Origin of the sequence: Curtobacterium sp. VKM Ac-1395, from assembly GCF_015350975.1 — a bacterium.
In the GTDB taxonomy this organism is placed as follows: Bacteria; Actinomycetota; Actinomycetes; order Actinomycetales; family Microbacteriaceae; genus Curtobacterium.
Window position 1 is genome coordinate 126,473 of the sequence record NZ_JADKRX010000003.1, and the last position, 25,651, is coordinate 152,123.

General features: G+C 71.4%; 29 protein-coding genes. 13 read left to right on the top strand and 16 right to left on the bottom strand.

Translation table 11 applies throughout. The features are described from left to right. Positions 1-24 precede the first annotated feature (24 nt). The 3 genes from ITJ68_RS09130 to ITJ68_RS09140 all read left to right on the top strand — a co-directional run bounded on the left by ITJ68_RS09130 (position 25) and on the right by ITJ68_RS09140 (position 2,601). Entirely contained in the window at positions 25-573 is a 549-nt protein-coding gene (locus ITJ68_RS09130; protein ID WP_194660970.1) for an RNA polymerase sigma factor, read from the top strand. Beyond that, positions 570-1,340, top strand: coding sequence for an anti-sigma factor domain-containing protein (locus ITJ68_RS09135; protein ID WP_194660971.1), 771 nt, complete (start codon positions 570-572; stop codon positions 1,338-1,340). Before ITJ68_RS09130 ends, ITJ68_RS09135 begins: the two co-directional genes overlap by 4 nt. A 133-nt stretch (positions 1,341-1,473) precedes the next feature. Beyond that, a complete protein-coding gene (locus ITJ68_RS09140; protein ID WP_194660972.1) occupies positions 1,474-2,601 on the top strand; it encodes a DUF475 domain-containing protein in 1,128 nt (375 codons plus the stop codon). A gap of 30 nt (positions 2,602-2,631) precedes the next feature. Here ITJ68_RS09140 and ITJ68_RS09145 read toward each other — a convergent pair whose 3' ends face one another. Then, complete coding sequence (locus ITJ68_RS09145; protein ID WP_194660973.1) at positions 2,632-4,221, bottom strand: Na+/H+ antiporter; 1,590 nt, start codon at positions 4,219-4,221, stop codon at positions 2,632-2,634. Between the two features lie 135 nt (positions 4,222-4,356). On the opposite strand from ITJ68_RS09145, the gene ITJ68_RS09150 reads away from it, so the two are divergent. After that, a complete protein-coding gene (locus tag ITJ68_RS09150) occupies positions 4,357-5,616 on the top strand; it encodes an MFS transporter (protein WP_323743264.1) in 1,260 nt (419 codons plus the stop codon). Positions 5,617-5,700: 84 nt separating this feature from the next. Here ITJ68_RS09150 and ITJ68_RS09155 read toward each other — a convergent pair whose 3' ends face one another. From ITJ68_RS09155 to ITJ68_RS09165, 3 genes are all read right to left on the bottom strand, one after another. Beyond that, positions 5,701-5,952, bottom strand: a complete 252-nt coding sequence (locus ITJ68_RS09155) for a hypothetical protein (protein ID WP_194660974.1) — start codon at positions 5,950-5,952, stop codon at positions 5,701-5,703. A 20-nt stretch (positions 5,953-5,972) separates the two neighbouring features. Next, the gene (locus ITJ68_RS09160) at positions 5,973-6,401 is read right to left on the bottom strand and encodes an Hsp20/alpha crystallin family protein (RefSeq protein WP_194660975.1); all 429 of its coding nucleotides are present in this window, start codon (positions 6,399-6,401) and stop codon (positions 5,973-5,975) included. Between the two features lie 404 nt (positions 6,402-6,805). Beyond that, on the bottom strand, positions 6,806-7,969 hold the full coding sequence (locus ITJ68_RS09165) for a N(5)-(carboxyethyl)ornithine synthase (RefSeq protein WP_194660976.1): 1,164 nt from the start codon (positions 7,967-7,969) through the stop codon (positions 6,806-6,808). A 99-nt stretch (positions 7,970-8,068) separates the two neighbouring features. Between ITJ68_RS09165 and ITJ68_RS09170 the strand changes: the two genes are divergently transcribed. The 3 genes from ITJ68_RS09170 to ITJ68_RS09180 all read left to right on the top strand — a co-directional run bounded on the left by ITJ68_RS09170 (position 8,069) and on the right by ITJ68_RS09180 (position 11,516). Continuing rightward, on the top strand, positions 8,069-9,001 hold the full coding sequence (locus tag ITJ68_RS09170; protein WP_194660977.1) for an ABC transporter ATP-binding protein: 933 nt from the start codon (positions 8,069-8,071) through the stop codon (positions 8,999-9,001). Next, positions 8,998-9,870, top strand: coding sequence for an ABC transporter permease (locus ITJ68_RS09175; RefSeq protein ID WP_194660978.1), 873 nt, complete (start codon positions 8,998-9,000; stop codon positions 9,868-9,870). Before ITJ68_RS09170 ends, ITJ68_RS09175 begins: the two co-directional genes overlap by 4 nt. A 128-nt stretch (positions 9,871-9,998) precedes the next feature. Then, complete coding sequence (locus tag ITJ68_RS09180) at positions 9,999-11,516, top strand: glycoside hydrolase family 36 protein (RefSeq protein ID WP_194660979.1); 1,518 nt, start codon at positions 9,999-10,001, stop codon at positions 11,514-11,516. A 196-nt stretch (positions 11,517-11,712) separates the two neighbouring features. On the opposite strand, the gene ITJ68_RS09185 is transcribed toward ITJ68_RS09180, so the two are convergent. Then, positions 11,713-12,429 carry a hypothetical protein gene (locus ITJ68_RS09185; RefSeq protein WP_194660980.1) on the bottom strand — a complete coding sequence of 239 codons (717 nt, stop codon included), beginning with the start codon at positions 12,427-12,429 and terminating at the stop codon, positions 11,713-11,715. A gap of 93 nt (positions 12,430-12,522) precedes the next feature. On the opposite strand from ITJ68_RS09185, the gene ITJ68_RS09190 reads away from it, so the two are divergent. After that, a complete protein-coding gene (locus tag ITJ68_RS09190) occupies positions 12,523-13,092 on the top strand; it encodes a hypothetical protein (RefSeq protein WP_194660981.1) in 570 nt (189 codons plus the stop codon). 151 nt (positions 13,093-13,243) lie between these two features. Beyond that, on the top strand, positions 13,244-13,972 hold the full coding sequence (locus ITJ68_RS09195; RefSeq protein ID WP_194660982.1) for a hypothetical protein: 729 nt from the start codon (positions 13,244-13,246) through the stop codon (positions 13,970-13,972). Between the two features lie 3 nt (positions 13,973-13,975). Here ITJ68_RS09195 and ITJ68_RS09200 read toward each other — a convergent pair whose 3' ends face one another. From ITJ68_RS09200 to ITJ68_RS09215, 4 genes are all read right to left on the bottom strand, one after another. Then, complete coding sequence (locus ITJ68_RS09200) at positions 13,976-14,245, bottom strand: hypothetical protein (protein ID WP_194660983.1); 270 nt, start codon at positions 14,243-14,245, stop codon at positions 13,976-13,978. 165 nt (positions 14,246-14,410) lie between these two features. Beyond that, the gene (locus ITJ68_RS09205) at positions 14,411-15,094 is read right to left on the bottom strand and encodes a GNAT family N-acetyltransferase (protein ID WP_194660984.1); all 684 of its coding nucleotides are present in this window, start codon (positions 15,092-15,094) and stop codon (positions 14,411-14,413) included. A gap of 137 nt (positions 15,095-15,231) precedes the next feature. Next, positions 15,232-15,768, bottom strand: a complete 537-nt coding sequence (locus ITJ68_RS09210) for an AAA family ATPase (RefSeq protein WP_323743265.1) — start codon at positions 15,766-15,768, stop codon at positions 15,232-15,234. Positions 15,769-16,071: 303 nt separating this feature from the next. Next, on the bottom strand, positions 16,072-16,500 hold the full coding sequence (locus ITJ68_RS09215; protein WP_228505195.1) for a GNAT family N-acetyltransferase: 429 nt from the start codon (positions 16,498-16,500) through the stop codon (positions 16,072-16,074). Between the two features lie 245 nt (positions 16,501-16,745). On the opposite strand from ITJ68_RS09215, the gene ITJ68_RS09220 reads away from it, so the two are divergent. Then, positions 16,746-17,288, top strand: coding sequence for a GNAT family N-acetyltransferase (locus tag ITJ68_RS09220; RefSeq protein ID WP_194660987.1), 543 nt, complete (start codon positions 16,746-16,748; stop codon positions 17,286-17,288). A gap of 25 nt (positions 17,289-17,313) precedes the next feature. Here the strand turns inward: ITJ68_RS09220 and ITJ68_RS09225 are convergent, their stop codons facing one another. After that, on the bottom strand, positions 17,314-17,754 hold the full coding sequence (locus tag ITJ68_RS09225; RefSeq protein ID WP_194660988.1) for a cytidine deaminase family protein: 441 nt from the start codon (positions 17,752-17,754) through the stop codon (positions 17,314-17,316). A 176-nt stretch (positions 17,755-17,930) separates the two neighbouring features. Here ITJ68_RS09225 and ITJ68_RS09230 point away from each other — a divergent pair, with 176 nt between their 5' ends. Then, positions 17,931-18,590, top strand: coding sequence for a CatA-like O-acetyltransferase (locus ITJ68_RS09230; protein ID WP_323743266.1), 660 nt, complete (start codon positions 17,931-17,933; stop codon positions 18,588-18,590). Positions 18,591-18,625: 35 nt separating this feature from the next. Here ITJ68_RS09230 and ITJ68_RS09235 read toward each other — a convergent pair whose 3' ends face one another. Further along, positions 18,626-19,057, bottom strand: coding sequence for a bleomycin resistance protein (locus tag ITJ68_RS09235; protein ID WP_194660989.1), 432 nt, complete (start codon positions 19,055-19,057; stop codon positions 18,626-18,628). 116 nt (positions 19,058-19,173) lie between these two features. Here ITJ68_RS09235 and ITJ68_RS09240 point away from each other — a divergent pair, with 116 nt between their 5' ends. Beyond that, complete coding sequence (locus tag ITJ68_RS09240; RefSeq protein WP_194660990.1) at positions 19,174-19,731, top strand: tetratricopeptide repeat protein; 558 nt, start codon at positions 19,174-19,176, stop codon at positions 19,729-19,731. 4 nt (positions 19,732-19,735) lie between these two features. Here the strand turns inward: ITJ68_RS09240 and ITJ68_RS09245 are convergent, their stop codons facing one another. The 4 genes from ITJ68_RS09245 to ITJ68_RS09260 are packed head-to-tail and all read right to left on the bottom strand — an operon-like array spanning position 19,736 to position 23,732. After that, positions 19,736-20,563, bottom strand: coding sequence for an ABC transporter ATP-binding protein (locus ITJ68_RS09245; protein ID WP_194660991.1), 828 nt, complete (start codon positions 20,561-20,563; stop codon positions 19,736-19,738). Continuing rightward, complete coding sequence (locus tag ITJ68_RS09250; RefSeq protein ID WP_416354645.1) at positions 20,560-21,657, bottom strand: FecCD family ABC transporter permease; 1,098 nt, start codon at positions 21,655-21,657, stop codon at positions 20,560-20,562. The genes ITJ68_RS09245 and ITJ68_RS09250 overlap by 4 nt, the downstream gene beginning before the upstream one ends. Beyond that, the gene (locus tag ITJ68_RS09255) at positions 21,654-22,682 is read right to left on the bottom strand and encodes a FecCD family ABC transporter permease (protein WP_194660992.1); all 1,029 of its coding nucleotides are present in this window, start codon (positions 22,680-22,682) and stop codon (positions 21,654-21,656) included. The genes ITJ68_RS09250 and ITJ68_RS09255 overlap by 4 nt, the downstream gene beginning before the upstream one ends. Continuing rightward, the gene (locus tag ITJ68_RS09260; protein ID WP_323743267.1) at positions 22,683-23,732 is read right to left on the bottom strand and encodes an iron-siderophore ABC transporter substrate-binding protein; all 1,050 of its coding nucleotides are present in this window, start codon (positions 23,730-23,732) and stop codon (positions 22,683-22,685) included. Positions 23,733-24,018: 286 nt separating this feature from the next. On the opposite strand from ITJ68_RS09260, the gene ITJ68_RS09265 reads away from it, so the two are divergent. Beyond that, a complete protein-coding gene (locus tag ITJ68_RS09265) occupies positions 24,019-24,435 on the top strand; it encodes a BLUF domain-containing protein (RefSeq protein WP_194660994.1) in 417 nt (138 codons plus the stop codon). A gap of 22 nt (positions 24,436-24,457) precedes the next feature. Here the strand turns inward: ITJ68_RS09265 and ITJ68_RS09270 are convergent, their stop codons facing one another. Next, entirely contained in the window at positions 24,458-25,459 is a 1,002-nt protein-coding gene (locus tag ITJ68_RS09270; protein ID WP_194660995.1) for a GAF domain-containing protein, read from the bottom strand. Positions 25,460-25,651 lie beyond the last annotated feature (192 nt).

Below are 25,651 nucleotides of genomic sequence, written 5' to 3' on the forward strand. Positions count from 1 at the left end.
GCCCCCGGAAGGCACCACGACGACGTGACGACCAACCAGCCCGACGAGCGCGACCTCGCCGACGCCTTCGGCAGCGGTGACGAGCGCGTCCTCCGGGCGGTCTACGAGCGCTGGTCGTCCCTCGTGTACACGCTCGCGCTGCGTTCGCTGACCGACGCCGCGGCCGCCGAGGACGTCACCCAGCAGGTCTTCGTCCGGGCCTGGCGTGGACGGCACACCTACCACCCCGACACGGCTCCGCTCGGCGCGTGGCTCGTCGGCATCACCCGGAACTGCGTCGCCGACGCCCTGGCCGAACGGGCACGGCACGAGCGGGTCGCGCACGCCGTCGCCGACGAGGAACGGACCACTCCCGCCGAGGACCCGCACGACGGGATGGCGGAACGCGTGCTCGTCGCCGGGGAGCTCGACCGGCTCGAGGAGGTGCCGCGCACGGTGATGCGACTGGCGTTCTTCGAGGAACTGAGCCACCGTGAGATCGCGGAACGGCTCGGGCTGCCGCTCGGCACCGTGAAGAGCCACATCCGTCGAAGTCTGGCTCGGCTCCGAACACGTCTGGAGGTGATCGAATGAACCACATCGACGAGGAGTCCCTCGCGTTGCTCGCCATCGGCGACGACGCGCCCTCCGGTGCGGCCGCCGAGCACCTCGCCGCGTGCCCGGCGTGCCGCGCCGAGCTGGAGGACCTGCGGCACGTGGTGACCGTGGCGAAGTCGTCGCAGAGCGTCGAGCTCCAGCAGCCGTCCGCGCGCGTGTGGGACCGGATCGCGACGGACCTCGGGTTCGACGACCGGTCAGCCGCGCCGGCAGCGGCACCCGCGCCTGCGCCTGCTCCTGCTCCTGCTGCTGCCGAGCACGTCGCTCCGCTCCGTCGGTCCCGGGTTCGTCGTCGCACGGCGCTGCTCCTCACCGCCGCCGCTGCCGTCGTGGGCCTCGTGCTCGGCCTCGGCGGTGGCTGGTACCTGTTCGCCGGCGGCCCGGGCCGCTCCGACACGGTGGTGTCCCGCACGGCGCTCGACCCGCTGCCCGGCTGGTCCGGTGCCCGCGGGTCCGCCGAGCTCGAGCGGGACGGGGACGGACGCCTCAGCCTGGTCGTCGACCTCGACCACCGGGCCCGTGACGGCGCAGCGCCCCTCCGCGAGGTCTGGATGATGCGCTCCGACCTCAGCGGGCTCGTCAGCGTCGGGTTCCTCGACGGTGACACAGGCCGGTTCGTGGTGCCCGCGGGCGTCGATCCGACGCGGTACCCCGTGGTGGACGTCTCCGCCGAGTCGAACGACGGCGACCCCGCGCACTCGGGCAACTCCGTCGTGCGCGGCACGCTCCACACGCGGGCCTGACGCCGCAGCCCACCCGCAGGTCCACGCAAGGGGGGACGGGCCGTGACCCGACCGGGCGGACCGACCCGGTCCTCCCGGCCGTTGCCCAGGCCGACCACAGCACCAGCGCAGGTCGGGAGCGCTCCATCGAGAGATGGCCAGATCCCTGCTGACCGTCCCCCTGTCCCTCACCGTCGTCGCGGCCGCACTCGCCTGGATCGTGCTCGGTCCGGCCGCCGCGCTCGCGTTCGTGGCGCTCGCGCTGCTCGAGATCGCGATGGCGGCCGACTCCTCCGTGCCGATGGCCGGCATCGCCGGGCGCCTGCACTCCCCCGCCAGACGGCTGTTCCTGTCGCTCGGGATCGTCGCCGGCGTCCTCGCGATGCGGCTCATGCTGCCGCCCGTCGCGGTGGTCGTGGGCTCCGCCGAGGACCCGACCGCCACCGTCGGCGAGGCCGTCTTCGCCCCCGGCGCGTTCGCCGCCCACCTGCAGGAGGTCCGGCCCGCCCTCGCCGCCTTCGGCGCCGCGTTCATCTGGCTTGTGTTCGCGGAGTACCTGTTCAACACGGACCGTGCGTCGCGTCGGTCCTGGCTCGGCCGCCTGGAGGCCCGACTCGCCGCCGTCGCGCGCCCTCGCGTCTGGTCGCTGGTCACCGCCACCGCCGGGGTCGCGCTGACGAGCGTCCTGGTCGCCTCCGCCGCCGCGTGGGAGCCGTCCGAGGTCGTGCCGGTGGTCGTCGGCGGCCTGCTCGGCATCGGCGCGTACCTCGGGTCGAAGCGGCTCGCACGGTGGGCGTTGCACGGGGGTGCGGCTGCCGGCGCTGACACCGGCTCGGTCGGGACGGGTCGCGGTGCCTGGCGAATCCACGTGTACGCGTCGACCGTGGTGTTCGAGCGCGGGCTGGTCGTGTTCATGCTGTTCGAGATCCTCGACGGCGTGTACTCGCTGTCAGGGTCCGGCGTGCTCGGCGCGGACGGGCTCAGCGCGCTCGAGCAGGCCGGGGTCGGTGCTGCGGCGATCGGTGTCGGTGCGCTGTTCCTGGCGCGGTTGACCTCGCGCCTGGACCAGGCCGCGGGACTGAAGCGGCTGCGCTACCTCAAGGCCGGTGCGGCGTACGTGCTCGGGGTGCTGGCGGTGCTCCTGTGGACGAGCCTGCTCGTGCCGATCCCGGGCGTGCTCGTCGGGTGGTTCGGCACGGTCGTGATCGGCCTGGCGCTGGCGTCGTCCCTGCCGTGGCGGGCGTGGGTGCGGCGCGCGGGGCTCCGTCCGGTGCGGGGCTGAGGCGGGCGCGCCCGGTCGCCTCGGTCGTGCCTACTCCCGCTCGCCCTGCCGGAGCAGCCGGGTCTCCTCGGCGTCGTACTCCGCGCGCACCTGGCGCAGCACGAGGTCGTCGATCTCGCCGTCGTCGCGCATCTTGATCACCTTCGCCGACTTCAGCCGGACGAGCGCGAGTTCGAGCTCCACCGCTGCGCCCCGCTGCTGCAGGAGCGGGTGGTCGTCGTCGTCGCTCTGCTCGGCGCGCACGAGGGCGAGGTGGCCCTCGTACTCGTCCTGGATGCGCTGCACGACCTCGGCGTCGGCGCCCGACCGCTTGGCCAGGCGGGGCAGGGCGTCGAGCGCTTCCTCGATCGCCAGGCGCTCGGCCCGGCGGCGTTCCTCGACCACCTCGCCGCTGCCGTCGAAGTCCGCCCACCGGACCACCGCGGGCAGCACGAGCGACTGCGCGACGATCGTCACGACGACGACACCGGCGACCACGAAGACGATGAGGTCACGCTCGGGGAACGCGCCGCCGCCCTCGACCATGCGCGGCACGGCGACCGCTGCTGCGAGCGAGACAGCGCCGCGGAAGCCCGTGAAGCCGCTCACCACGCGGTCGCGGTGCCCTTCGCGCGGACTGCCGCCGGTGCGCAGGGTCACGAGTCGGATGGTGCCCCACGACAGGTTGAGGAACGCGAAGCGGAGCACGACGACCGCGAGCGACACCAGCCCGATCATGCCGAGGCCGACCAGGAGCTCGCGGGCCTCGAGTTCCCGGATGGCGATCGTGGCCTCGATCCCGACGAGCACGAACAGGGCGCCGTTGAGCAGGAACGTGGCGAACGACCAGAACGAGCGCACCTGCTGTCGGGTCTCCGCGCGGTCCAGCTTCGGGGCGACCTGGCTGACGACGAGCCCGGCCACGACGACCGCGAGCACGCCGGAGGCCCCGATCGCCTCGGCCGCGAGGAAGGCGACGAACGGCACGAGCAGCGTCAGCATGTTCTCGAGGATCACCGCCGACACCCGGCGCAGCACCAGCATCCCGAGCCAGGACACCAGCAGCCCCGCCGCGATGCCCCCGACGTAGGAGAGCAGCAGCATGCCGGAGACGTTCCAGACCGTGAGTGTCTGCTCCCCCGCGGTCACCGCGACCGCGATGCCGTAGATCACGAGCGTCGTGCCGTCGTTCACCAGGCTCTCCGCGCGGAGCACCGTGGTGTTCCGCCGCGGCAACGACCGCGTCAACGCACCGACGGCGGTGGCGTCGGTCGGGGCGACGGCAGCGCCGAGCACCCATGCCGGTCCCCACGGCATCCCGAGCAGGTTCAGCAGCGTGGCGACCCCGCCGGCCGTCAGCACGACGAGCAGCGTGCCCATGAGCAGGATGCCGCGGAAGTTCGCGCGGATCTCCCGCAGCGAGATCGTCAGGCTCTCCCAGTACAACAGCGTGGGCAGGAACAGCAGCAGGACCGCGTCGGCCGGCAGCTCCAGCTTCCCGAAGACGGGGATGAACGCGATGCCGGCGCCGAAGGCGAGCAGCAGGACGGGTGGTGCGATCCGCAGGCGTCCGGAGACCGCCGTGGCGACGGCGATCGCCGTGGCGAGCACGACGACGAGTTCGGGTGCGATGAGTTCCATGGGTGTCACAGCCTGACATGGCGTCGATGTGGGCGGTGCCGGGAAGTGCGCACCTGTGGAGAGTCAGCGCGACGAGGTGCCCTGTGCATTCCGCACCCGGGCACGCGCACCGCACCGACCTGCCAGAGTGGAGACGTGGGAACCGCAACGGCGCCGCTGCCGACCCGACGTCACCGCGTGGCACTCTTCGCCACGTCCACCATGACCGGGTTCGGGATCGCGTCCTGGATCACCCGCACGCCGGCCGTCCGCGACGACCTCGGCGCCTCGCTCGAGGCGATGGGCCTCGTCCTCTTCGGCCTCTCCGTCGGCTCGATGATCGGCATCCTCGGCGCCGGCGCGCTCATCCGCCGCGTCGGGACCCGACCGCTCGTGCTGCTCGGCGGCGCACTGCCCGTGATCGGAGTCCTGCTGGTCGGGCTCACGGCCCCGGCGCAGCTGCCCGCCGGGGTCTGGATCGGCCTGTTCCTCGTCGGGTTCGGGGCCGGGGTCGCCGAGATCGGCCTGAACGTCGAGGCGGCTGCCGTCGAACGGGTCATCGAGCGTCCGGTCGTGCCGGTCCTGCACGCCTGCTTCAGCCTCGGCACCGTCGCCGGCGGACTCGTCGGCATCGCCATGACCGCGGCTCGGGTGCCCGTGGTGGTGCACCTGCCCGTGGCCGCCGTCGTGATGGCCGCGCTCGCCCTCGTCGCCGCGCTGAACCTCCGCCCGATGCCCCGTCCCGACCCGGACGCGGCTGCGGCTGTGGCTGCGGCTGCGGCTGCCGACCTCGACACGGCCGCCGAGCCCGGCATCCCCGGTGCCGCGGCGCGCACCGCCCGCCGACGCTCCGTCATCACCGTGCAACTCCTGCTCATCGCCGTCATCACCCTCGCGATGGCCTTCGCCGAGGGTGCCGCGAGCGACTGGCTCCCCCTGCTCATGACGAGCGACCACGACGCCCCCGAGGTCCTCGGCTCCCTCGTCTTCACCGGCTTCTCCGTCGCGATGCTCATCGGCCGCTCCGCCGGGACGCCCCTCGTCACCCGGTTCGGTCGGGCGACGGTCATCCGCACGTGCGCGGTCGTCGGCGCCGTCGGCGTGGTGGCCGTCGTGCTGTCGCCGTCACCGGTCGTGACCGCCGCGGCCGCCGCCGTCTGGGGGCTCGGCATCGCGCTCGGGTTCCCGCTCGCCGTGTCGGCCGCCGGCGACCACCCCACCGACGGTGACCGCCGGGTGTCCGTCGTCGCGACCGCCGGCTACGTCGCGTTCCTGGTCGGCCCGCCCGCCCTCGGTTTCCTCGGTGAGCACCTCGGCCTGCGGGTCGCGATGCTCGTCCCGCTGGCGCTCCTCGTGGTCGCCGTCGTCATCGCGTCGGCGGCCGGACGGCAGACACCGACACCCCGCACCGCCTGACACGTCGACGTCTCGCCGCTGCGACGCGGCAGCGCCACGGACTGGAGGCCCGGTGCCAGCTGGCACCGGGCCTCCAGTCCGTGGTCAGGGAGTGTGCGCCGGGGGCGACCTCGCCCACCAGCCGATCCACGAGCGGATCTCCCGCAGCGGGCGGTGCGCCCGCCGGACCAGCCACTGGGGCCGGCCGTCGACCGGACATCTCCGGTCGGGCGGGACCGCCGTGGTCGTCGTCAGGACCAGCCCGCGGACGACGTCCGCGAACAGCGCGTCGACGATCACCATTTCCGCGTCGTGGACCGCTGCGTCCGGCGTCTCCACCGAGGCGACGAGTTCCACCGCAGTGCCGTCCGTGTGCCTCAGCCGGCGATTGCCTGCTGGTCGGTGGGGGCGCCGCTCGAGATCGCGATCTTCCGGGGCTTGGCCTTCGGCGTGACCGGGATGACGAGGGAGAGCACACCGTTGTCGTAGTGCGCGGAGATGGCATCGGAGTCGACGCCCTCGCCGAGGCTGAACTGCCGCAGGTACGAGCCGTGCGGACGCTCCTGCAGCAGCCAGCCGCTGCCGGACCGCTCCGGGGCGCTGCGCTCAGCGCGGATCGTGAGGAGCTGCCCGTCCACGTTGACGTCGACCGAACCGGGGTCGATGCCGGGCAGGTCGGCGTTGAGGACGTACTGGTCGCCGTCGCGGTGCAGGTCGACGGGCATCGGCTTGAGGCTCTGACGGCCGCCGAGCAGCGCCCCGGTGAGACGGTCCAGTTCGGTGAAAGGATCGAACGTCATGGTCATGAGGGAGTCCCCTTTCGGTGTCGTGGTGTCGTGGTGTCCGGCCTGGACGCCGGATCTGCCGTTATCGTAGGACTGCTCCGGACCGTGTTCCTCAGGGCTCGCTCCGAGGTCGCTGCGTGGTTGCTCGGAGGCCGGACCCCCGTTCGAACTGCAGCTCGTCGGTGCGTCGCTCGAACGCCAGGTGCACCACCGCGGACGGGACGGGGTGGTGGTGACCTCGAAGCGCTCCTCCATGCCTTCCAGCCCGTCCCAGAGCCGCTCGCCACGACCGAGCACGATCGGCACGACCGAGCACGATCGGCACGACCACCACGTGCAGGTGGTCGACCAGACCTCGACGCCGATGCCCGGTCCTCAGGCGCTGGCGAACTCGTCGTCCAGCCCGGTGTCGCCGCCGGGGGCGCTCACGAGGCCTCGTGGGGGTACTCGGCTGTGCGACCCTGGAACGCGAGGATCGCCTCGTTGCGGACCTGCCCGTCCTCGATCTCGATCGCGCGGCGGATCGGCTCACACTCCTGCCAGGACGTGCTGCCCTCCATCACCGGGCGGAGGAACGGCAGCAGCGCCTCGCTGATCTCCCACGTAGCCGAGTTCCAGAGCAGCGACGGGCTGTGGTCGACGGCGTAGTAGTTGGTCCACTCCCCGACGGTCACCAGGGGCTCGTCGAAGGACGTCGCGCGGGCCCAGTCGAAGCCCATGCCCGGGTCGATGGAGACGTCGACGACGAGGCTGCCGGGACGGAAGGCCTCGAGGTCGACCTCGCGCAGGTACGTCAGGGGTGCGTTCGGGTCCTGCAGCGTGCAGTTCACGACGATGTCGTGGTCGGCGAGGTACGGCGCGAGTGCGACCGGCCCGTCGGGGGTGTCCACCGTGCTGGCGTAGGGCGCTTCCGGGTCGTGCTCGAAGTGCAGCATGTCGACGGACGGGATCGGTGACCCCACCGCGGCGATGTCCCGGTTCGTCAGGACGCGCACGTCGTGGACCCCGTGGGCGTTCAGTGCGGTGACGGCACCGCGGGCCGTGGCCCCGAAGCCGATCACCACGGCGGAGAGCCGGCGGCCGTAGTCCCCGGTCGACCCGCAGAGCTGCATCGCGTGGATGACCGAGCAGTAGCCGGCGAGCTCGTTGTTCTTGTGGAAGACGTGCAGCCCGAAGCCGCCGTCGGCGCGCCAGTGGTTCATGGCCTCCCAGGCGATGAGCGTCAGACGCTTGTCGATCGCGGACTGGGTCAACGCTCGGTCCTGCACGCAGTGCGGCCAGCCCCAGAGCACCTGGCCGTCGCGCAGGTCCTCGAGGTCGGCGGCGAGGGGCTTCGGGAGCAGGACGACGTCAGCGGCGGCGATGACCTCGGCACGGTCGGCCATCGCCCGGACGAGCGGTTCGATCTGGTCGTCCGGGACACCGAACCGCAGCCCGTACCCACGCTCCAGCACCATCGCGGCGCGCAGGTCGGGGTCGATCCGGGCGATGTGCGCCGGGTGGACGGGGAGTCGCCACTCGTCGGCCTTGGCGGAGTGCGCCAGGACGCCGAGTCGGAGCAGCGGCGTTGCGGTTCCTGCAGTGGTCATGGGGCGACACTACGGGGCGCTCGCGGCGGCCGATCACACATCAGATCTCATACTCCCGGGGGAGGCGCCCGACGCACCGGTTGTCCTAGCGTGGCGGGCGTGATCGAAGTCGACCATCTCACCAAACGTTACGGTCCCAAGCTCGCCGTCGACGACGTCTCGTTCGTCGTGCGGCCGGGCAGCGTGACCGGATTCCTCGGCCCCAACGGCGCCGGGAAGTCCACCACGATGCGCATGATCATGGGACTGGACCGGCCGAGCGCCGGCACCGCGACCGTGAACGGGAAGCCCTACACCGCCTTCCGTGACCCGCTCCGGCAGGTCGGTGCCCTGCTCGAGGCCAAGGCGGTCCACTCCGGCCGCAGCGCCTACAACCACCTGCTCTCCCTCGCGGCCACCCACGGCATCCCCAAGTCCCGCGTGCACGAGGTCATCGACATGACCGGGCTCGACTCCGTCGCCCGCAAGCGCGTCGGCGGCTTCTCGCTCGGCATGGGCCAGCGCCTCGGGATCGCCGCGGCACTGCTCGGCGACCCGAAGACCCTCATCCTCGACGAGCCGGTCAACGGCCTCGACCCCGACGGCGTGCTGTGGGTCCGACAGCTCGCCCGACGGATGGCCGCAGACGGCCGCACCGTCTTCCTCTCCAGCCACCTGATGAGCGAGATGGCGCAGACCGCGGACCGCGTGGTCGTCCTCGGCCGCGGCAAGGTGCTCGCGGACGCCCCCATCGCCGAGTTCGTCGCCGGTGGCGGTTCCGCCGACGGCCAGGGTGGTGGCAGCCGCGTCGTCGTGCGCACCCCGTCACCGGACCAGCTCTTCGCCGCGATCGGGCAGGCCGCCACCGCGGTCACCCCGCGGGAGGACGGCTCCTTCCTCGTGGTCGGCCCCGACGCCCCGACGGTCGGCACCATCGCCGCCCGGGCCGGCGTCGTGCTCCACGAGCTCACCCCGATGGGCGCCAGCCTGGAAGAGGCGTACATGGCCCTCACCCGCGACGACGTCGAGTACCGATCGGAGGGCGTCCGATGAGCGCGCCGAACACCGCCCCGGCCCAGCAGCACCGACACCGCGAGGCCTCCGTGCCGGACAGCGTCGGCCTGAGCTTCCCGCGCCTGGTCCGCAGCGAGTGGATCAAGCTCCGCAGCATCCGCTCCACCATCTGGTGCTACGCGATCCTGGTCCTGCTGACGATCGCGATGGCCGTGCTCCTCGGCGCCGTCATCGACCAGGGCGCGGGACAGATGCCGCAGGAGGCCGTCAACGGCGGCTTCGTCAACATCAACACGGTCAGCGTCTCCCTGACGGCGCTCGTCGTCGGCGTGCTCGGTGTGCTCATCATCACGGGTGAGTACGGCACCGGGCAGGTCCGCTCCACCTTCACGGCCGACCCGGGCCGCACGGGCGTCATCCTCGCCAAGGCGTTCGTCCTGGCGCTCGCGACCTTCGTCGTCAGCGTCGTCTCGACCGGGATCGGTGTCGCGGTCTCCGCCGGCCTGCAGGCCAGCAAGGACATCCACCCCGAGTTCACCGACCCGGCGGTGTGGATGCCGATCCTCGGCGCCTCCGTGTACGTGACGCTGGTGGCACTGTTCGCCTACGGCATCGGCCTGCTGGTCCGGTCGAGCGCCGGCGGCATCGCCATCACGCTCGGGATCTTCCTGGTGCTCCCGGTGATCCTGTCGATCTTCGCCGAGCTGACGCAGGCCCAGTGGGTCGCCGACGTCGCGACCCTGCTGCCGTCCGCGGCGGGCGCCGAGCTGTACGCGTACTCGTACAGCGGTGCGAGGGACGTGACCGGTCTCGTGCTGAACGGCTGGAGCGGCTTCGGCGTCCTCGCGGGCGAGGTCGTCGTCATCGGTGCGATCGCCATCGCGGTGGCGCGCTCGCGCGACGTCTGACCCGACCACCTCCGGACAGGACGCCCCACTCGCCGGACGCGCGTGGAGCCTCCTGTCCGTCGTCGTGTCGCGGCCATACGCTCGACGATGGCCGTGCACCGCGGCACCGGACGACGAGGACGTACGCCATGACCAGACCACTCCGCTTCGACGGGACGACCATCGCCGACGCGGAGGGACTCGTCGCCACCGCGCAGGGGTGGCTCGTCGGCTCCGGCCCGGTCTCCGTCATGCTCGACACGGACGTCACCGAGTTCCACCGTCAGGGCTGGACCTCGTGGTCGCCCTCGGGCTGGGCGCCGCTCGACGAGAGCCCCCTGCGGATCTGGGGTGACGACGAGCGCCGCCAGACCGCCGACGACGCCGCCAACGACACGCCGGACCGGCACGAGGGCAACGGCGTCGGCGCCGTCCGCCTGGCCGACGGACGCATGCTGCTGCTCGGCGCCCTCGGCCTCGGGACGCCGCGTGTCGGGGCGTCGCCCACGGAACTCAGCGGCACCGTCGAGCACGACGACGGCTCGGGCTGGTTCCTCGGCCTGGGACCCGAGGACACGGTCTTCGCCCGGTACGCGGAACTGCTCCGGGAACGCCTCGGGACCCCGACCGCTCCCCCGGTCTCGACGCTCTGGTGCAGCTGGTACTCGTACTTCGAGGACATCGACGAACAGCTGATCACGACCGCCGTCGACGACCTCGGCACGCTGCCGATCGACGTCGTGCAGGTCGACGACGGGTGGGAGACGATCGTCGGCGACTGGCTGCCGAACGAGAAGTTCCCGTCCGGCATGGACGCCCTCGCCGAGCGACTGGCCGCACGGGGTTCGCGCCCAGGGCTCTGGCTCGCCCCGCTGATCTGCCTGCCCGGTTCACGGACGGCCACGGAGCACCCCGAGTGGTTGGTGCAGGACCCGTCCGGCGGCCCGCTCGTCGCCGGGCACAACTGGGACTCGCACTACTTCGCCCTCGACACCACCCGACCCGACGTGCAGGAGCACCTCGACACGGTCATCCGCCGGGTGGTCGGCTGGGGCTTCCGCTACCTCAAGCTCGACTTCATGTACGCCGGGGCCCTGCGTGGTGTCCGGCACCAGGACCTGCCGCGCGAGCGCGTCTGGCGTGACGCCGTCGAGCTGATCCGCGCAGCCGCCGGGCCCGACGTGTACCTGCTCGGCTGCGGTGTGCCGATGGTGCCGTCGGTCGGGGTCTTCGACGGCGTGCGTGTCGGACCGGACACCGCATCCGACTGGACCTACCCGGCCTGCGTCGCCGACCCGAGCCACGAGGGCGGGCTCAACGGCGTCGCCGCGTCGGTCCCCCGGCTCTGGATGCGCGACCTGTACCAGGTCGACCCCGACGTCGCGTACTTCCGCTCCCGCGAGACCACCCTGACAGCCGAGCAGCGACAGACGATCGCCGACCTCGCCGTCGTGTCCGGCTTCCGGTCGACCTCAGACCCCGTCGCGTGGCTCGAGGCCCCGGAGCGCGTGGCGCTGGAGCGGTTCCTCGGACAGTCCCCCGTCGTCGAGCGTCTCGGGGACGACCGGTTCCTGGTGGACGGCCGGACGGTGGACTTCGGTCCGGCGGTGCGCGAAGCGCGCGCCGGTCGCGAGCGGCTGACCGAAGCAGGGTCCCGCTCCGTCTGAGGTGACCAGCTGCGGACTGGAGGCTCGGTGCCGGCCCGGCACCGAGCCTCCAGTCCGTCCGGGGTCGTGTCGCCGGACGCGACCGGTCACGACACCCCGTCGGCCAGCCGCCGAGTGGCCATAGATGGTCGCTGCGCGCCGCCTCGGCCGACGGGTGGTGACCGCTCGGCAGACGTGAGCGGGGTGTTGCGGCCGGTCAGGGGACGTCGCTGGGGCGACTCGCCGCGGTCTCGACGCCGAGCTGTTGGGCGAGCCGGTCGACGCGGCCGTGGATCGCGTCGCGGACGGCCGACCACGCGACGACTCCGCCGACTCCGGCCTCGACGAACCAGTCCTGCACCTGGGTCCCGCGTGGCACGGGGCAGGTGTCCCGACAGCCGATGCGGACGACGAGGTCAGCGTCGACGAGGTCCTGCGGCTCGAGGCGGACCGGGACCGCGTCGGGGGCGATTTCGACACCGTCGAGGTGCATGGCGACCACCACCTCGGGGTCGACCCGGACGGCAGGGTCGAGCGCCCTCGCGGTGACCTCGACGTCCGGTGGCAGGAGCCGGCGGAAGTACGCCACCGCGATCGGAGCGCGACCGGCGCCGTGCGGACTCACGACGACGAGCCGACGGAAGCCGTCCTGCGGCAGGTCAGTCGGCGCCCCGGGCGTGTGCCCGGTCAGCACGCGGACCTGGCGCACGATGCCCACCACGACGCCCGCGCCGAACAGCGGTCCGCCGAGCAGGAGGAGCAGCCAGAGCGGGGCGTGTCGGGAACCGCCGCCGATCGTCGCGCCGAGGTCCCAGTCGACCGACGCGGCGATCCAGAGCATCGCGAGGACGAAGCCGGCGCTGCCGAGGGAGACCGCCCAAGGGTTCCGGAGGAGCCAGGCCTGCGACTCCTGGGGCGGCGAGTGGTTCGTCACGCTGCGATCGTAGGGGCGCGGCCGGGGTGCGGGGGTTCGGCGCGGCCGGGGTGCGTATGCTCGACGGACGACGACGACGGCGAGGGGGCCATCATGCGCAGTGTCACTGATGGGGACGGTCGGCTCGTCATGCGCGTCGCGGCGACGCGGATGGTGGTCGTGCCGGTCGTGGTGTTCGTCGTGACGAGCATCCTCGTCGGATTCCTCGTCGGTCTGGGCTGGCGCTCCGTGGTCATCGGGGCCTCGGTTGCGGGGCTGGCCCTCATGATCACGGCGTTGACGCTGCGGGCGTCGTTGGGGACGCCCTGGTCGAACGGCAGGCGGTTCGGTGACCAGGACGCCGTCCGCCGGATCCGCCGGGCGATCCGACGCGACTCGATCGACGACCTGACCGCGGACGAACGGCTCGTCGTCGCCGACTACGCGTTCCAGTCCCGGGACGGCATCGTGCTGTCGGCGGTGCAGAGCGCTGGGCTCGGGCTGTCGATCGCGATGAACCAGCTGGCGCGGGTCATCGGTCACGGAGCGGACGTGTCCAGCAGCGCGCTCCTCGTCGCCGCCGTCGGGCTCGTCGTCGCAGCGGTCATGATCGCCGTGGTGCAGCAGCGGCGGACCCGGCAGTTCCTCGAGCACTACGAGCGGATCGATCCCGTCCGGGTCTGAGCCCGCCGATACGCTCCCGGGCATCAACCTCATCCGTGACACCGGCCGTGGCACGTGGCTGCTCGCGCGGGCCGGCCACCGCGACGACGTCGGCGGCATCGCGGGGACGGGTTTCACGGCGTACGCCCGCATCCTCCACCCACTGACCGCGGTGCGCGAGGACCGGTCGATCGCTGACGAGTACGGGGACCACCCCACGCTCGACGAGGTGCGCTGGCGATGGGCCGACGTCGCCGCCCGCACCGGGAGTGCCGTGCATCCCTCGGTGACCTGGGCGTCCGCCGGCGGGCGGGACGATGAGTCCGACGTGCCGTTCCCGGACGGGTGGCGCGCGTCGCCGCCCGAGGAGGGCTGGTTCGACCCCGTGGTGCTCGCAGCGCTCACGGAACACCTGGCTCGCGCGACCTCGACGCCCGACGACCTCGTGGCCGGGTTCTGGGACGGCCGGAGCGACCTCAGCGGCGGCTCGATGCTGGCGTTCGGGTGGCAGGGGGACGATTCCCCGACTGCCGAGGAGCGCGCCGAAGTCGGCGAGTGGATGGCTGAGCACACTGCAGCGCACGGGCGCGACCAGGACGCGGTCGCGGCGTCGTTGTCGCTGCCCCGGTTCGCCTGGCCCGGTCGGGACCTCATCCTGGCTGCGACCGACCTTTCCACGCTGGCCGACCCGACGTGGCTCGAGCACACGCGCCTCGGGCCCCTGGTCCCGCTGGAGCACACGCCACAGATGCTCTGGCCCGAGGACCACGCCTGGGTGATGGCATCGGAGATCGATTGGGACTCGACGATCATTGCCGGCTCACGGTCCCTGGTCGACGCCGTGCTGGCCGACGAGCGGTTCGAGGCGTTCGAGGTGGCCGAGGACAGCTCGCTGTCCTGACGGTCAGCCGAACTGGTACCCGACCTGGGGACCCCAGAGGACGTCCGCGACGGCGACGGCGAGGAATGCCGCGCTGAGCACGGCGACCACGATCAGCACGACGACGAACGGTCGGGTCAGCCGTGCTCGTCGCCACCAGAGCAGCGCCACGAACGCGATGCCGAGGCCCGGGAGCACGAGGTTGCTGAGTACCTGAAGGACGACGATCAGACCGAGCAGTGCCGGGGTCACCCGTCGGGGCGGAGCCGTGTCGACATCGGTCGTCGTGGTCATGCGCGCTCCTCGGTCCGGGGCCGCTGGGTCAAGCGGCGGTCAACCGTAGCGACTGTCAGCGGAGGGCGTCCAGGACGGCGGCTTCCTCCCAGCACGTCACCCTTGCTCACCGTGGCGAGAACTTCGCAGAGTCCCGGGCATGCACGGTTCGTCCCGGACGTGCCGTCACCGGGAGCGCGGCGCTCGACCCGCGTCGTTCTGCGGCCCGATGATGCCGAGCTGCGCGAGAACGGCCTGCTCGCCAGTGGTCGTGATGCTCCAGGTCGGGCGGTTGAAGGCTTTCCGGGACAGGCGCACTCGCTGCTCGTCAACTGGTTGCGCTGACCGCGGAGCCACCCGTGTGACGCCGTTCGGTCCATAGCCGAGCTTGTACGACACACGCAGCGACGCGGTGTTCCAGGCCGCAGCGCTCGACTCCGCCCATTCCGCGCCGAGGACGTCGAAGGCGAACAGCAGCAACGCGGCCCGCATCTCCGTGCCCACTCCCTGACCTTGTGCGTTCTTGGTCAACCACGAGCCGGAATCGACGGTCTTGCGGTCAGTGAAGGCGTGGGCGGCGAGGTCCTGCGCTCCGACCACCGTGCCGTCGAGGATGACAGCGAACTGGATCGTCCAGCTCTGCGGAGAGACCTGGCGCAGGCTCCATTGATGCATCGCGAGATTCCGAGGAAGGTCAGCAGGAGAAGCATCCGTCCACGGGAATCCGAACGGCATCCGGTCCGGATCGTGGATGCCGTCGAGTGCGGCCCTCACCAACGCCGGGAGATCCGCATCTTGGACGGGACGCAGCAGCAGCCTGGGGGTCCGGATCTCGAGTCCGAACAACGGCCACAGTTCTCCGAGGTTCATGCGGTGACGGTACCTGCGCAGCTTGCCTCTGCGCCGCACGTCACGCCTGACGGAACGCTGGTTCGCGCCGAGGATGGCTGCTCTTCTCGCTGCGTCCGTTCAGATCACGCGGTCAGCCTGTCCCGCTGATTGATCTTTCAGTGAGACGGAGCAGTTCCCAGGCCGAGTCCGGTGGCGATGTGTTCGGCGGTCGTGTCTGCGGTGACCTCGCTGGTGTCGAGCCACCAACCGCGGTCTCCGAAGTCGCGACGCATCGCTTGGTCGAGCTCGTCGTACCCGTCGAAGGTGAACCGCTCGTTCGCTTCCCTGCTCGCGTTGCGTTCCCTGCACGTTCCTGTGCTCGGAGCGAGAACGACGAGGGATGAGGAATCCGACGAGAGATGCTCGAGGAGCCGGTTGAGGTGTGCTCCGTCCGGGATGACGCAGTCGATGATGGTGACGAAGCCAGCGGCGGTGAAGTTCTGGGTGAGTGCAGCGAGGTTGCGGTAGCTGAGCTCGACCTGGCGGGCGGCTTCGTCGGCGGGCTGACCAAGCGGCCATACGGCTCCGGCGATGATCATCGCGTTGAGGTCGTCGGCTGCGATCCGCGCGGCGCGGGGCAGTTTCGCCGCGAGGAGGCGACTCACGGTGGATTTGCCGGCGCCGGGCATGCCGGTCAGGATGACTGTCTCCACGGAGCCATCTGACCACATCTGTGCTCTCCGGCTCTCCGCCGGTTCTCCACCCGTCAGCGTGATTCCCTTGGCTCAGAAGTCGCGGGTGTCCGGTACCCGATGCGCTACCGGGCAGCGTGTCGTCGCAACCCCTTGTCCAGGACCCTGATCGCGCTCGGAGGCGTGGACCTTCTTGCCGGCGAACTGCTTGCGATCTTCTCGAACCACCAGCAGACCGCACTGCCTTTCCGGGAGCCGACCGGCCGTCAAGACGTCACCTGCAAGGGCCGGAAGGACCGTTGAGCGCGATCCTCCCGGCCTCGTTCACAGTGCCCGGGCGTAGTCGACTGTTGGGTACGCGATGAAGCCGAGCGATTCGTAGAGCGCTCGTGCTGGCGCGTGGAACTCGTCGCCTCCGGTCCCGATGTGGACAACGGTGACTCCGAGCTGTTCAAGGCGGCTCAGGACGGTCGAGCAGAGGGCTCGCGCGACCCCTCGACGTCGAGCGTCCGGGTGGACAGCGACCATCTCCAGCCGCCCGGCCGAGTCACCCGTGGTGTTCCAGCCGACGTATCCGAGGACCTTGCAGTGTTCCTCCGCCAGGGTGATGAGCCTTCCCTCGTCGGGAGCGAGCAGGGACGGGACCTCGTGGCGGTAGTCGTCTTCCCAGCGTCCGTGGTCGTGCGCGGTCACTTCGGGTCGAAGTTGGACGAGCGAGCCGGCAAGGAGCGGTCGGAAGACCTCGATCGTCAAGTCGGTCAGCGCGGGCAGGTCGAGCGGTGTGCAGTCGCGGATGTGCATGGTTCTGCTTCTTTCATGAGCGGGCTGAAGGCTCCACGCCCGTGGTCGGGGTGGAGGAGAGCGACGGCCGGGGCCGTCCCTTCAGGAGCGCGTGCGCCAGCTCGCGAAGCAGTTCATTCGGCCACGGTATCCGGCGGGACGGCGCCGGGAAAGAGCCCGCTGCCCCTCGGCTGCTGAGGCAGCCCTAGGATCGCTGGATGCAACTCGAGCGTCCGTCTGAACGGCTCTTCAGATCGTTCCAGCAGTCCATGCTCGAGTGGGAGGGCGCGCACCAGGACGGTGCCGGCATCCGTGAGGCAGCACTGTTGGCGACGGAAGGCGGCTTCGCTCGGTGGGTGACGCAACTGCGTGCCGAGGAGGACGTCTCAGCGGGCGACGGGTACGTCACTTGCAGCTACTACTGGATGGTCGAGGACGACGAGTACCTGGGAAGCATCGCGCTCCGTCACGAGTTGAACGACTTTCTCCGCTCCTACGGCGGTCACATCGGCTACAGCGTTCGCCCGAGTGGCCGACGCCGAGGGCTTGCCACACGGGCACTCCGGGGCGTCCTCCGTATCGCTCACCAGCGTGGTCTCGAAGAAGTGCTGCTGACCTGCGACGCGAAGAACCTCGGCTCCCGTCGCGTGATCGAGGGCAACGGGGGTCGATTCGAGAACGAGGTGACCGACTCTGCCGGGCGAGTGTTCCACCGTTTCTGGATGTCGACGGACGCTGAGCCCGCCGAGCTGCATCGCTGACGGATCGCATCTCGGACGCTTCGTCTCAGACCTGTTCAGCGCGGTGGTCGAAGGCAAGCGGCAGCAGGTCGCTCGCTGTCACGCTGATGAGGCCGTCTGGTCCGGGCAGGATGACGCGCACGTGCGGGTGGTAGTCAGCGAGGACCTGACGGTCGCGGCCACACGGGCTCTTGACGCCCCGGCCGTGGTTGCCCACGGCGACCACGTGCGTCAGCTCGGTGGCGCCGCCGGCGCGGGCTGCTCCGAGCGCCACGAGTTCGGCACAGGGGCCGCCCGTGAAGTGGTGGACGTTCACGCCGGTGAAGATCCGGCCGTCTGCGGCGCGGACAGCTGCGCCCATGGTGTGCACACCGTCCTCGTCCGGGCCCGCATCGGTGACGGCATCGATGGTCGAACGAGCTGCTTCGACAAGGGCGTGGTCATCCTCCGTGAGTTCAGCGGCGGACGGCGGGAGGGCACGGAACATGCTCCGACACTACGTCGCGAAGCGCCCCGGACCCGGACCTGGACCCTCTCCACTCCTGTCGCGGTCACGATCGAGACTGTCGCCCCCGACGCCCTGATCGCGGCTCAGGTCGTCCGTGGTTCGAGCGCGTCGACTGAGCCGCGCTGCGACCCGCGCGGCGCGCCTACGGTTGCAGGGTGAACAGTGCAGGACTGACCAAAGTCGACATGCATCGCTGGCCCCGCCGCGAGCACTTCGAACACTTCTCCGGCAAGAGCCCCTGCCTCTGGTCGATGACCGCGCAAGTCGACGTCTCAGAGCTGGCGGCGCGCCTCCGTTCCTCACGACGGAAGACCTACCTCGCGCAGCTCTGGATGCTCGCGACGGTCGTCAACCGTCACGACGAGTTCCGGATGGCGATCGATGCAGCCGGCGACCTCGCCGTCTGGGACGTCACGCACCCGTTCTTCACGGTCTTCAACCCGACCGCGGAGACGTTCTCCACGGTCTGGACCCCGTACCACCCCGACTTCGCGGTGTTCCACGACACCGCGCTGCCGCTCCTGAGCGACTACCGGGACTCGACCGCGTACGTCCCGCAACGCGACGTCCCCGAGAACACGTTCGACGTGTCCAGCGTGCCCTGGACCTCGTTCACCAGCCTCGAGCTGCAACTCAAGGACGCGTGGAACTACCTGTCACCGATCTTCACGATCGGCAAGTACGAACAGCGCGACGGCACGACGCTCATGCCGCTGGCAGTACAGGGCAACCACGCAACCGTCGACGGCTTCCACGTCTCCCGACTCATCACCGAAGTGAGCGCTCTCGCCGCCGATCCGAGCTGGATCGACTGACTGGAGGAACAGCCAGACCTGCAGGAGCCGATCGTCTACCCGGCAGTTGGTCGTCGCCCGAGTGACGACTGGAACCGCACGAGGTATCCGTCCGGGTCCTGCACGAGGAACTGGTGGACGCCAGCCTCGTCCGCGCCGACGCCGTACCACCTCGTCTCGGGTTGCATGAAGAGGTCGACGCCAGCACGTCCGAGTACCTGCGCGAGCGCCGCTGTGTCCGGCACCGTGATCTGGAGGTTGATCCCTCGGCCCAGCGGGCGCTCAAGTGGTCCGGTGATCCAGTTGCGACCCACTCCCGCTTGTTCCAGCATCAGGTGCGCAGAACCGAGCGCGATGTACGCGAAGCGTTCCTCAGGGCGCGAGTAGGCGACGCCGAAGCCGCACAGGTCGCACCAGAACTCGAGGCTCTGGTCCAGGTCGGCCACGAGCAGCTCTGGAACGAGCGAGGGTTCGAGGGTCTCCGTCACCAGCCAATCATCACAGTCCTCACCCTGCGGGTGGTCCCGGGAGCGGATCGGCCATCGACACGACCGGTACTGTGTCGTCGCGGTCGCTCGACTGCTCTTATCCGGGGGTGCTGACCATGTCTGACGCAATCGAGGCGCAGCTCGACGCGATCTTCGCTGCCCGGGACCGCGAGGACATGCAACCGACCATCGACGCGCTGCTTCCCGTCCACACCGAGCACCCGGAGGACCCTCGCGTCCTCTACGAGCTCGGTGGTGCCTACGACACGGCGGGAGACGAGGCGACGGCGATCGGCTTCTACGAGCGAGCGATGGAACGAGGACTCACCGGAGACGTCCGACGCCGCTGCTGGCTCCAGTACGGGAGCACCCTCCGGAACCTCGGCCGGATCGACGACTCGCTCCGGGTGTTCGCGCGGGCGCGGGCTGAGTTCCCTGACTCCGTCGCCCTCGGAGCCTTCGAGGCCCTGACGTTGCACGCCGATGGCCGGCCGAACACCGCCCTCGCCAGCCTCCTCGGGCTCCTCGCGGAGCACGTGGACGCCCCGGAACTCGACCGGTACAAGCCGGCCTTGCGCGGCAACGCCGACCACCTCGCCTCGCTGGACGCAGGAGACGACGCCGCGCACGCGCAAGCCCGACAGGGCCCCGCTGACGGACAGCTGTCGATCTGATCGCTCACACCGACGCCGAACGACCCCCTGCACCGCCCGCGTGGTGCCGCCCGATCGGGACCATCAGCGGCGACCCCGACACCGGGTCCGTCGTGATCACGCTCTCGAGCCCGAACACCCGGCGCACGGTCTCCTCGGTGAGCACCGCGGCGGGCGTCCCCGCAGCACACACCGTGCCGTCGGCCAGCGCCACCAGGTGGTCCGCGTACCGCGCCGCGAGGTTCAGGTCGTGCAGCACCATCACGACGGTGGTCCCGTTGCGGAGGTTGAGGTCCCGCAACAGGTCGAGCACCTCGACCTGGTGGGCGACGTCGAGGAACGTGGTCGGCTCGTCGAGCAGCAGCACGTCGGTCTCCTGCGCGAGCGCCATCGCGATCCAGACGCGCTGCCGCTGCCCACCCGAGAGCTCGTCGACGTTGCGGTCCGCGAGCTCGGCGGTGCCGGTGACGTCGAGGGCGGTCCCGACGGCGTGGTCGTCCGCACGGCTCCACCGCTGGAACGCGCGCTGGTGGGGGTGCCGTCCGCGGCCGACCAGGTCGGCGACGGAGATGCCCTCCGGGACGATCGGCGACTGCGGCAGCAACCCGAGCGTCCGGGCGAGTTCGCGCGCTGGGGTCTCGTGCACGGCACGGCCGTCGAGCAGCACCTGCCCGCCCGCGGGGCGCAGCAGCCGGGACATCGACCGCAGCAGGGTCGACTTGCCGCAGGCGTTCGCGCCGACGATCGCGGTGATCCGGCCGGTGGGGAGCTCGAGCGACAGGTCGTCGATGACGGTGCGGTCGGCGTAGCCGAGGGTGAGACCGGTCGTGTGGAGGTCGTGGGCGGTGGTCACAGCGAGGTCCCCCTGCGGTTGGTGCGGATGATGAGCCAGACGAGGTACGGCGAGCCGAGCACCCCGGTGACGACGCCGACCGGGTACCGGACCCCGAGTGCGTTCTGCCCGATCAGGTCCGCGAGCAGCACGAGCGCGGCACCGATGAACCCGGCGGGCACGAGCGGCGACGTCCCGGCACCGACGAGCCGGGCGGCGATGGGCCCGGACAGGAACGCGACGAACGCGATGGGCCCCGACGCCGCGGTCGCGAACGCCACCAGGCCGACGGCCGCGACGATCACGAGCACCCGGGTCCGTTCGACGCGGATGCCCTGCGCGGATGCGGCGTCGTCGCCGAGCCGCAGCCCGGCCAGGGCGCGCCCCTGTCCGAGGAGCACGGGTCCCAGGACCGCGAGGGCGACGACGGTCGGGAGCACAGCCTCCCAATCGGCGCCGTTGAGACTGCCGGTCAGCCACCGCGTCGCCTCCTGGAGGTCCCACTGGGCCGCGCGCGACAGCACGTACGCCGTCACGGACTCCAGCATCGCGGCCACCCCGATGCCGATCAGGATGAGCCGCGTGCCGGCGACCCCGTCCCGGTACGCCAGCAGGTAGACCACCAGGGCGACGCCGAGGGCGGCGACGATGGCGAATGCCGAGACGGCCGCGCCGCCCAGGCCGAGCGTGATGATCGCGAAGGCGGCCGCGGCGCTCGCACCGGAGCTGATGCCGATGACGTCGGGGCTGGCGAGCGGGTTGCGGAGCATCGTCTGGATCGCGACGCCGGCGAGCCCGAAGCAGAAGCCGGTGACGGCGCCGAGGACGGCCCGCGGCAGGCGGAGTCGACCGACGGTGAACGAGGCGCCTGGGACCTCGTGGCCGGTGACGACGGCGACGACGTCCGGGATCGAGTACCAGCGCTCGCCGACGACGAGGGTCGCGGTGAACGCGACGAGGACGACGGCGGCGAGCACGCCGACGACGACGCCGGCGCGCACGGCACGGCGACGTCGGATGCGACGGACGGTCGCCGCGGTGCTGCCGGGCGTCGGGGTGCCGGGGACGTCCTGTCGGACGGCCTCGAGGTGCGGGAGCGGCTGCTGCGTGCTCACAGGGACCGGACCTTCCGACGGCGGATGATCGCGATGAAGACGGGCGCGCCCACGATCGCGGTGATGATGCCCACGTCGATCTCCTCGGGCCGGGCGACGACCCGACCGAGCACGTCCGCCGCGACGAGCAGCACGGCTCCCCCGACCGCGGCGAACGGCAGCAGCCAGCGGTGGTCCGTGCCGACCAGCAACCGGTACGCATGCGGGACGACGAGCCCGACGAACCCGATCGGGCCGGCGACGGCCGTGCTCGCGCCGCACAGCAGCACGGCGCCGGTCGCGGCGAGACCGCGGGTCAGGGCGACGCGCTCGCCGAGTCCGGCAGCGAGGTCGTCGCCGAGCGCCAGCGTGTTCAGGCCCTTGGCCGTCGCGGCGCAGAGCAGGGCCCCGGCAGCCAGGAACGGCAGTACCTGCAGGATCCGGTCGGCGGTGGCTCCGCCGACGCCGCCGATCTGCCAGGACCGCACGCCCTCGGCGATGTCGCCCCGGGGCAGCGAGACGGCGATGACCAGCGACGCGAAGGCCGCGGACGACGCTGCGCCCGCCAGCGCGAGCTTGAGCGGGGTGGCTCCCCCACGGCCGAGCGAGCCGACGACGTACACGAAGACGGCGGCCACCGCCGCTCCGGCGACCGCGACCCACATGGTCGCGATCGCGGCGGACAGCCCGAACCACGCCATCCCGGTGACCACCGCGAGCGAGGCACCCGCGTTGACGCCGAGGATCCCCGGGTCGGCCAGCGGGTTGCGGGTCACGCCCTGCATGACGGTCCCGGCGATCGCCAGGGAGGCTCCGATCACCACCGCGAGCAGGGTGCGTGGCAGACGCACGGCGACCGCGGCCTCTCCCACGGTCCGCGATGAGCCCGTCAGTCCGGCGAGCACCTCGTCCGCGCTGACGGCACGGGCGCCGACCGTCACCGAGAGCAGGACGAGGCCCGCCAGCACGGCGAGGCTGACGACGAACCACACCGGTCGCGCCGAGGGGCGCGACCGGTGTGGTGTCGTCGTGACGAGGGCGGTCACCTACGAGGCGTCGGCGGAGTCCGCGTCCGCCTTGTCGGCGGCGTCGGCCAGCATCTGCACGTAGTCCTCGAGGACCCACGAGATCGCCAGGGGCGTCGGGTTCGCGGCGGTGCCGATCGGGTCGTCGGAGGGCAGGGCGACGATCGCGTTGTTCGCGACCGCGGGCATCTTCGACAGGAGCGGGTCGGACTCGAGCGTCGTGACCAGGCTGTCGTCGCCGTACGTGACGATCATGTCGACGTCGTCGAAGGTGTCGACCTTCTCGGCGCTGATGGTCTTGGAGAACGCCGTGCCCTTCGACGCCTCGGCGATCGACTCGGGGGCCTCGAGGCCGAGGTCCTCGAAGAACAGCGCGCGGGTGTCCTTCGTCGTGTAGAAGCTGACCTCGCTGAGGTCGCTCGCGTCGACGTGGGTGAGGAACATCGTCGACTTGCCCTCGAGCTGCGGGTGCTTCGCGACGGCGGCTTCGATGTCGTCCTCGATGCGCTCGACCAGGTCGTCGCCCCGGTCCTCGAGCCCGAGCGCCTCGCTGCTCATCTCGATGGACTCGCGCCAGTTGGTCGCCCAGGCGGCCTCCGGGTACGCGACCGTCGGGGCGATCTCGCTGAGGGTCTCGTAGTCGTCCTCCGTCAGGCCGGAGTACGGCGCAAGGATGACGTCGGGGTTCGTGTCCGCGACCGCCTCGAAGTCGATGCCGTCCGTCTCGTCGAACAGGACCGGGGTCTTCGCGTCGAGCTCCTCGAGCTTGTCCGCGACCCACGGCAGCACGCCGTCACCGTCGTCGTCCCCGAAGTCGGCCCGGGCCATGCCGACGGGCACGATGCCGAGCGCGAGCGGCACCTCCTGGTTCTCCCACTGCACCGTGGCGACGCGCTTCGGCTCCGCGTCGATCGTGGTCGTGCCGAGCGCGTGCTCGATCGTCACCGGGAAGGCACCGTCGGCAGTCGCGGCCGAGGTGCTCTCGGCTGCGGGGGTGGTCGAGCTGCAGGCAGCGGTGAGGAGCACGGCAGCGGCGGCCGCCGCGACGGCGACGGGACGGAGTGGGCGCACGGGAGGGTCCTTCCTGGGCACGGTCGAGTGACCGGGCAGGGGTGTGGTGTCGGCCTCGGCTCGGTCTGCGGCGTCGGCTCTGCGGGGACGGGATGGTCCCGGCGGCGGGCGACGGATCGCTCCGGCCGCCGGGCAAGGCAAGCCTAACCTAACAACGGGCTTGTCTGTACAGCCCCACAGCACGTCGCTGTCCGCGATCCGTCGCCGGGACGCCCTCCGCCCAGGAGGACACGAGTTCAGTGGGCCGCGTCTGCGCGGATGCACCGCGCGTCGTCGGAGGAACCACATGCTGTCCTTGATCTACTCCAGCGTCGCGACGAGCGTCCTCGAACCGCAGGAGCTCACGGCGCTGCTGGCCCAGAGCCGTGCGTCGAACGAGCAGACCGGCATCACCGGCATGCTGCTGTACCGGAACGGCTACTTCCTGCAGGTGCTCGAGGGCCCGGACGCCGTGGTCCGACACAAGATGCAGACGATCCGCGACGACGGACGCCACACGAAGGTGTCCGTGTTGCTCGAGGACGTCATCGAGGACCGCCAGTTCCCGGAGTGGACGATGGGCTTCCCCGCCGACGCTGAGCTCGAGGACGTGCCCGGCTACCGCGCCACCTTCGACGACCTCGACGCGCACGAGGGCGACGCCGTCTCGTCGGTGCCCGCACTCCGCGCGCTGGTCGGCTGGTTCCAGGCGCGCGCGTCCTGACGGTCCCGCCGCGCCGAGGTCCTCAGCGGTAGAGCTCCGTGCGGGCCAGCACGGCGAAGTCGCGGAGCAGGTCCACCTCGACGGTCCGTTCGCTCCGCGGTGCGGGGTCGAAGACACACACCGCCCCGACACGGACACCGTCGAGGGTCTCGATCGGGTGACCGGCGTAGAAGCGGATCGCGTTGCGCGGCAGGCCACCGGCGTCGTGCCAGGCGTCACCGACGACCATCGGGCCAGCTCCGGTCACCGTCGTCCGGCAGAACGAGTCCTCGAGCGCGGTGTCCCCGGAGGCGTTCCAGGTGCCCGACTTCGTCCACTGGCGACCCTCGGGCAGGAAGTTGATCGCCGCCCCCTGGGTCCGGAACAGCCGGCGCATCCCGTCGACGATGCGGTCGAAGCGTTCCTCCCCCGGGGTGTCCAGGATGCCGAGGCGGTCCAAGGCGTCGTACCGCCGCTGCTCCTGCTGCGGCGCGTCTCGGTGTCCCTGCGGGCTGTCGGTCCGCGCGCGCTGCTCCGCCAGGACCGCCCGCACGACCTCGATCACCCGCGGCCGTCCGTCCGGTCCGCTGTCAACCGCGAGTGCGACGATCCCGGGGCCGGACGCCTGGACGGCAGCGGCGAGGAACCCCCGGTCGGCTCCGCCGGGGATCGCCACCACGAACACCGCTGCGCGGTCGACACCCGGCCGGACCGCGTCGATCAGGGTCGTGACGCTCAGGACGACGTGCGACGGCGACTGCCCCTGCACCGCGCGCTCCGGGACGGCGAGGAGCACGACGTCGTACGTCGACGTGTCCACCCCGAGGTCGGCGTCCACGGGTCCCGAGCCCGACGACCACCACGCCGTTGCCGTGACGTCCGTGCCGCGCCCGGTGCTCGCCGCGAGTTCGTCCGCGATGAGCCGTGCTCCGGTGGACCGCCCGACACCGTGCGGCGCCAGGGCGTCCCCGAGCACCAGCACGCGATCGGGGTCGAGCCCGCTGGCAGAGACGGTCGTGGCCGACGGCGTCGTGTCCGGGTTCATCGGTTCTCCGTTCTCCGAGGAGCGGCGCAGAGCACCTGCCGCGACCTCGGCCGTCTCCCTGTCGAGACAGCAGCCCCGCTGCTCGACGTCGGTTGAACGCGAGACCCTGCGGGATCCGCACCACGATACGCGAACGGCGCCGGCAGGACGGCTCGACGACACGGCGACACGGCGACACGACGCCCGGTCGTA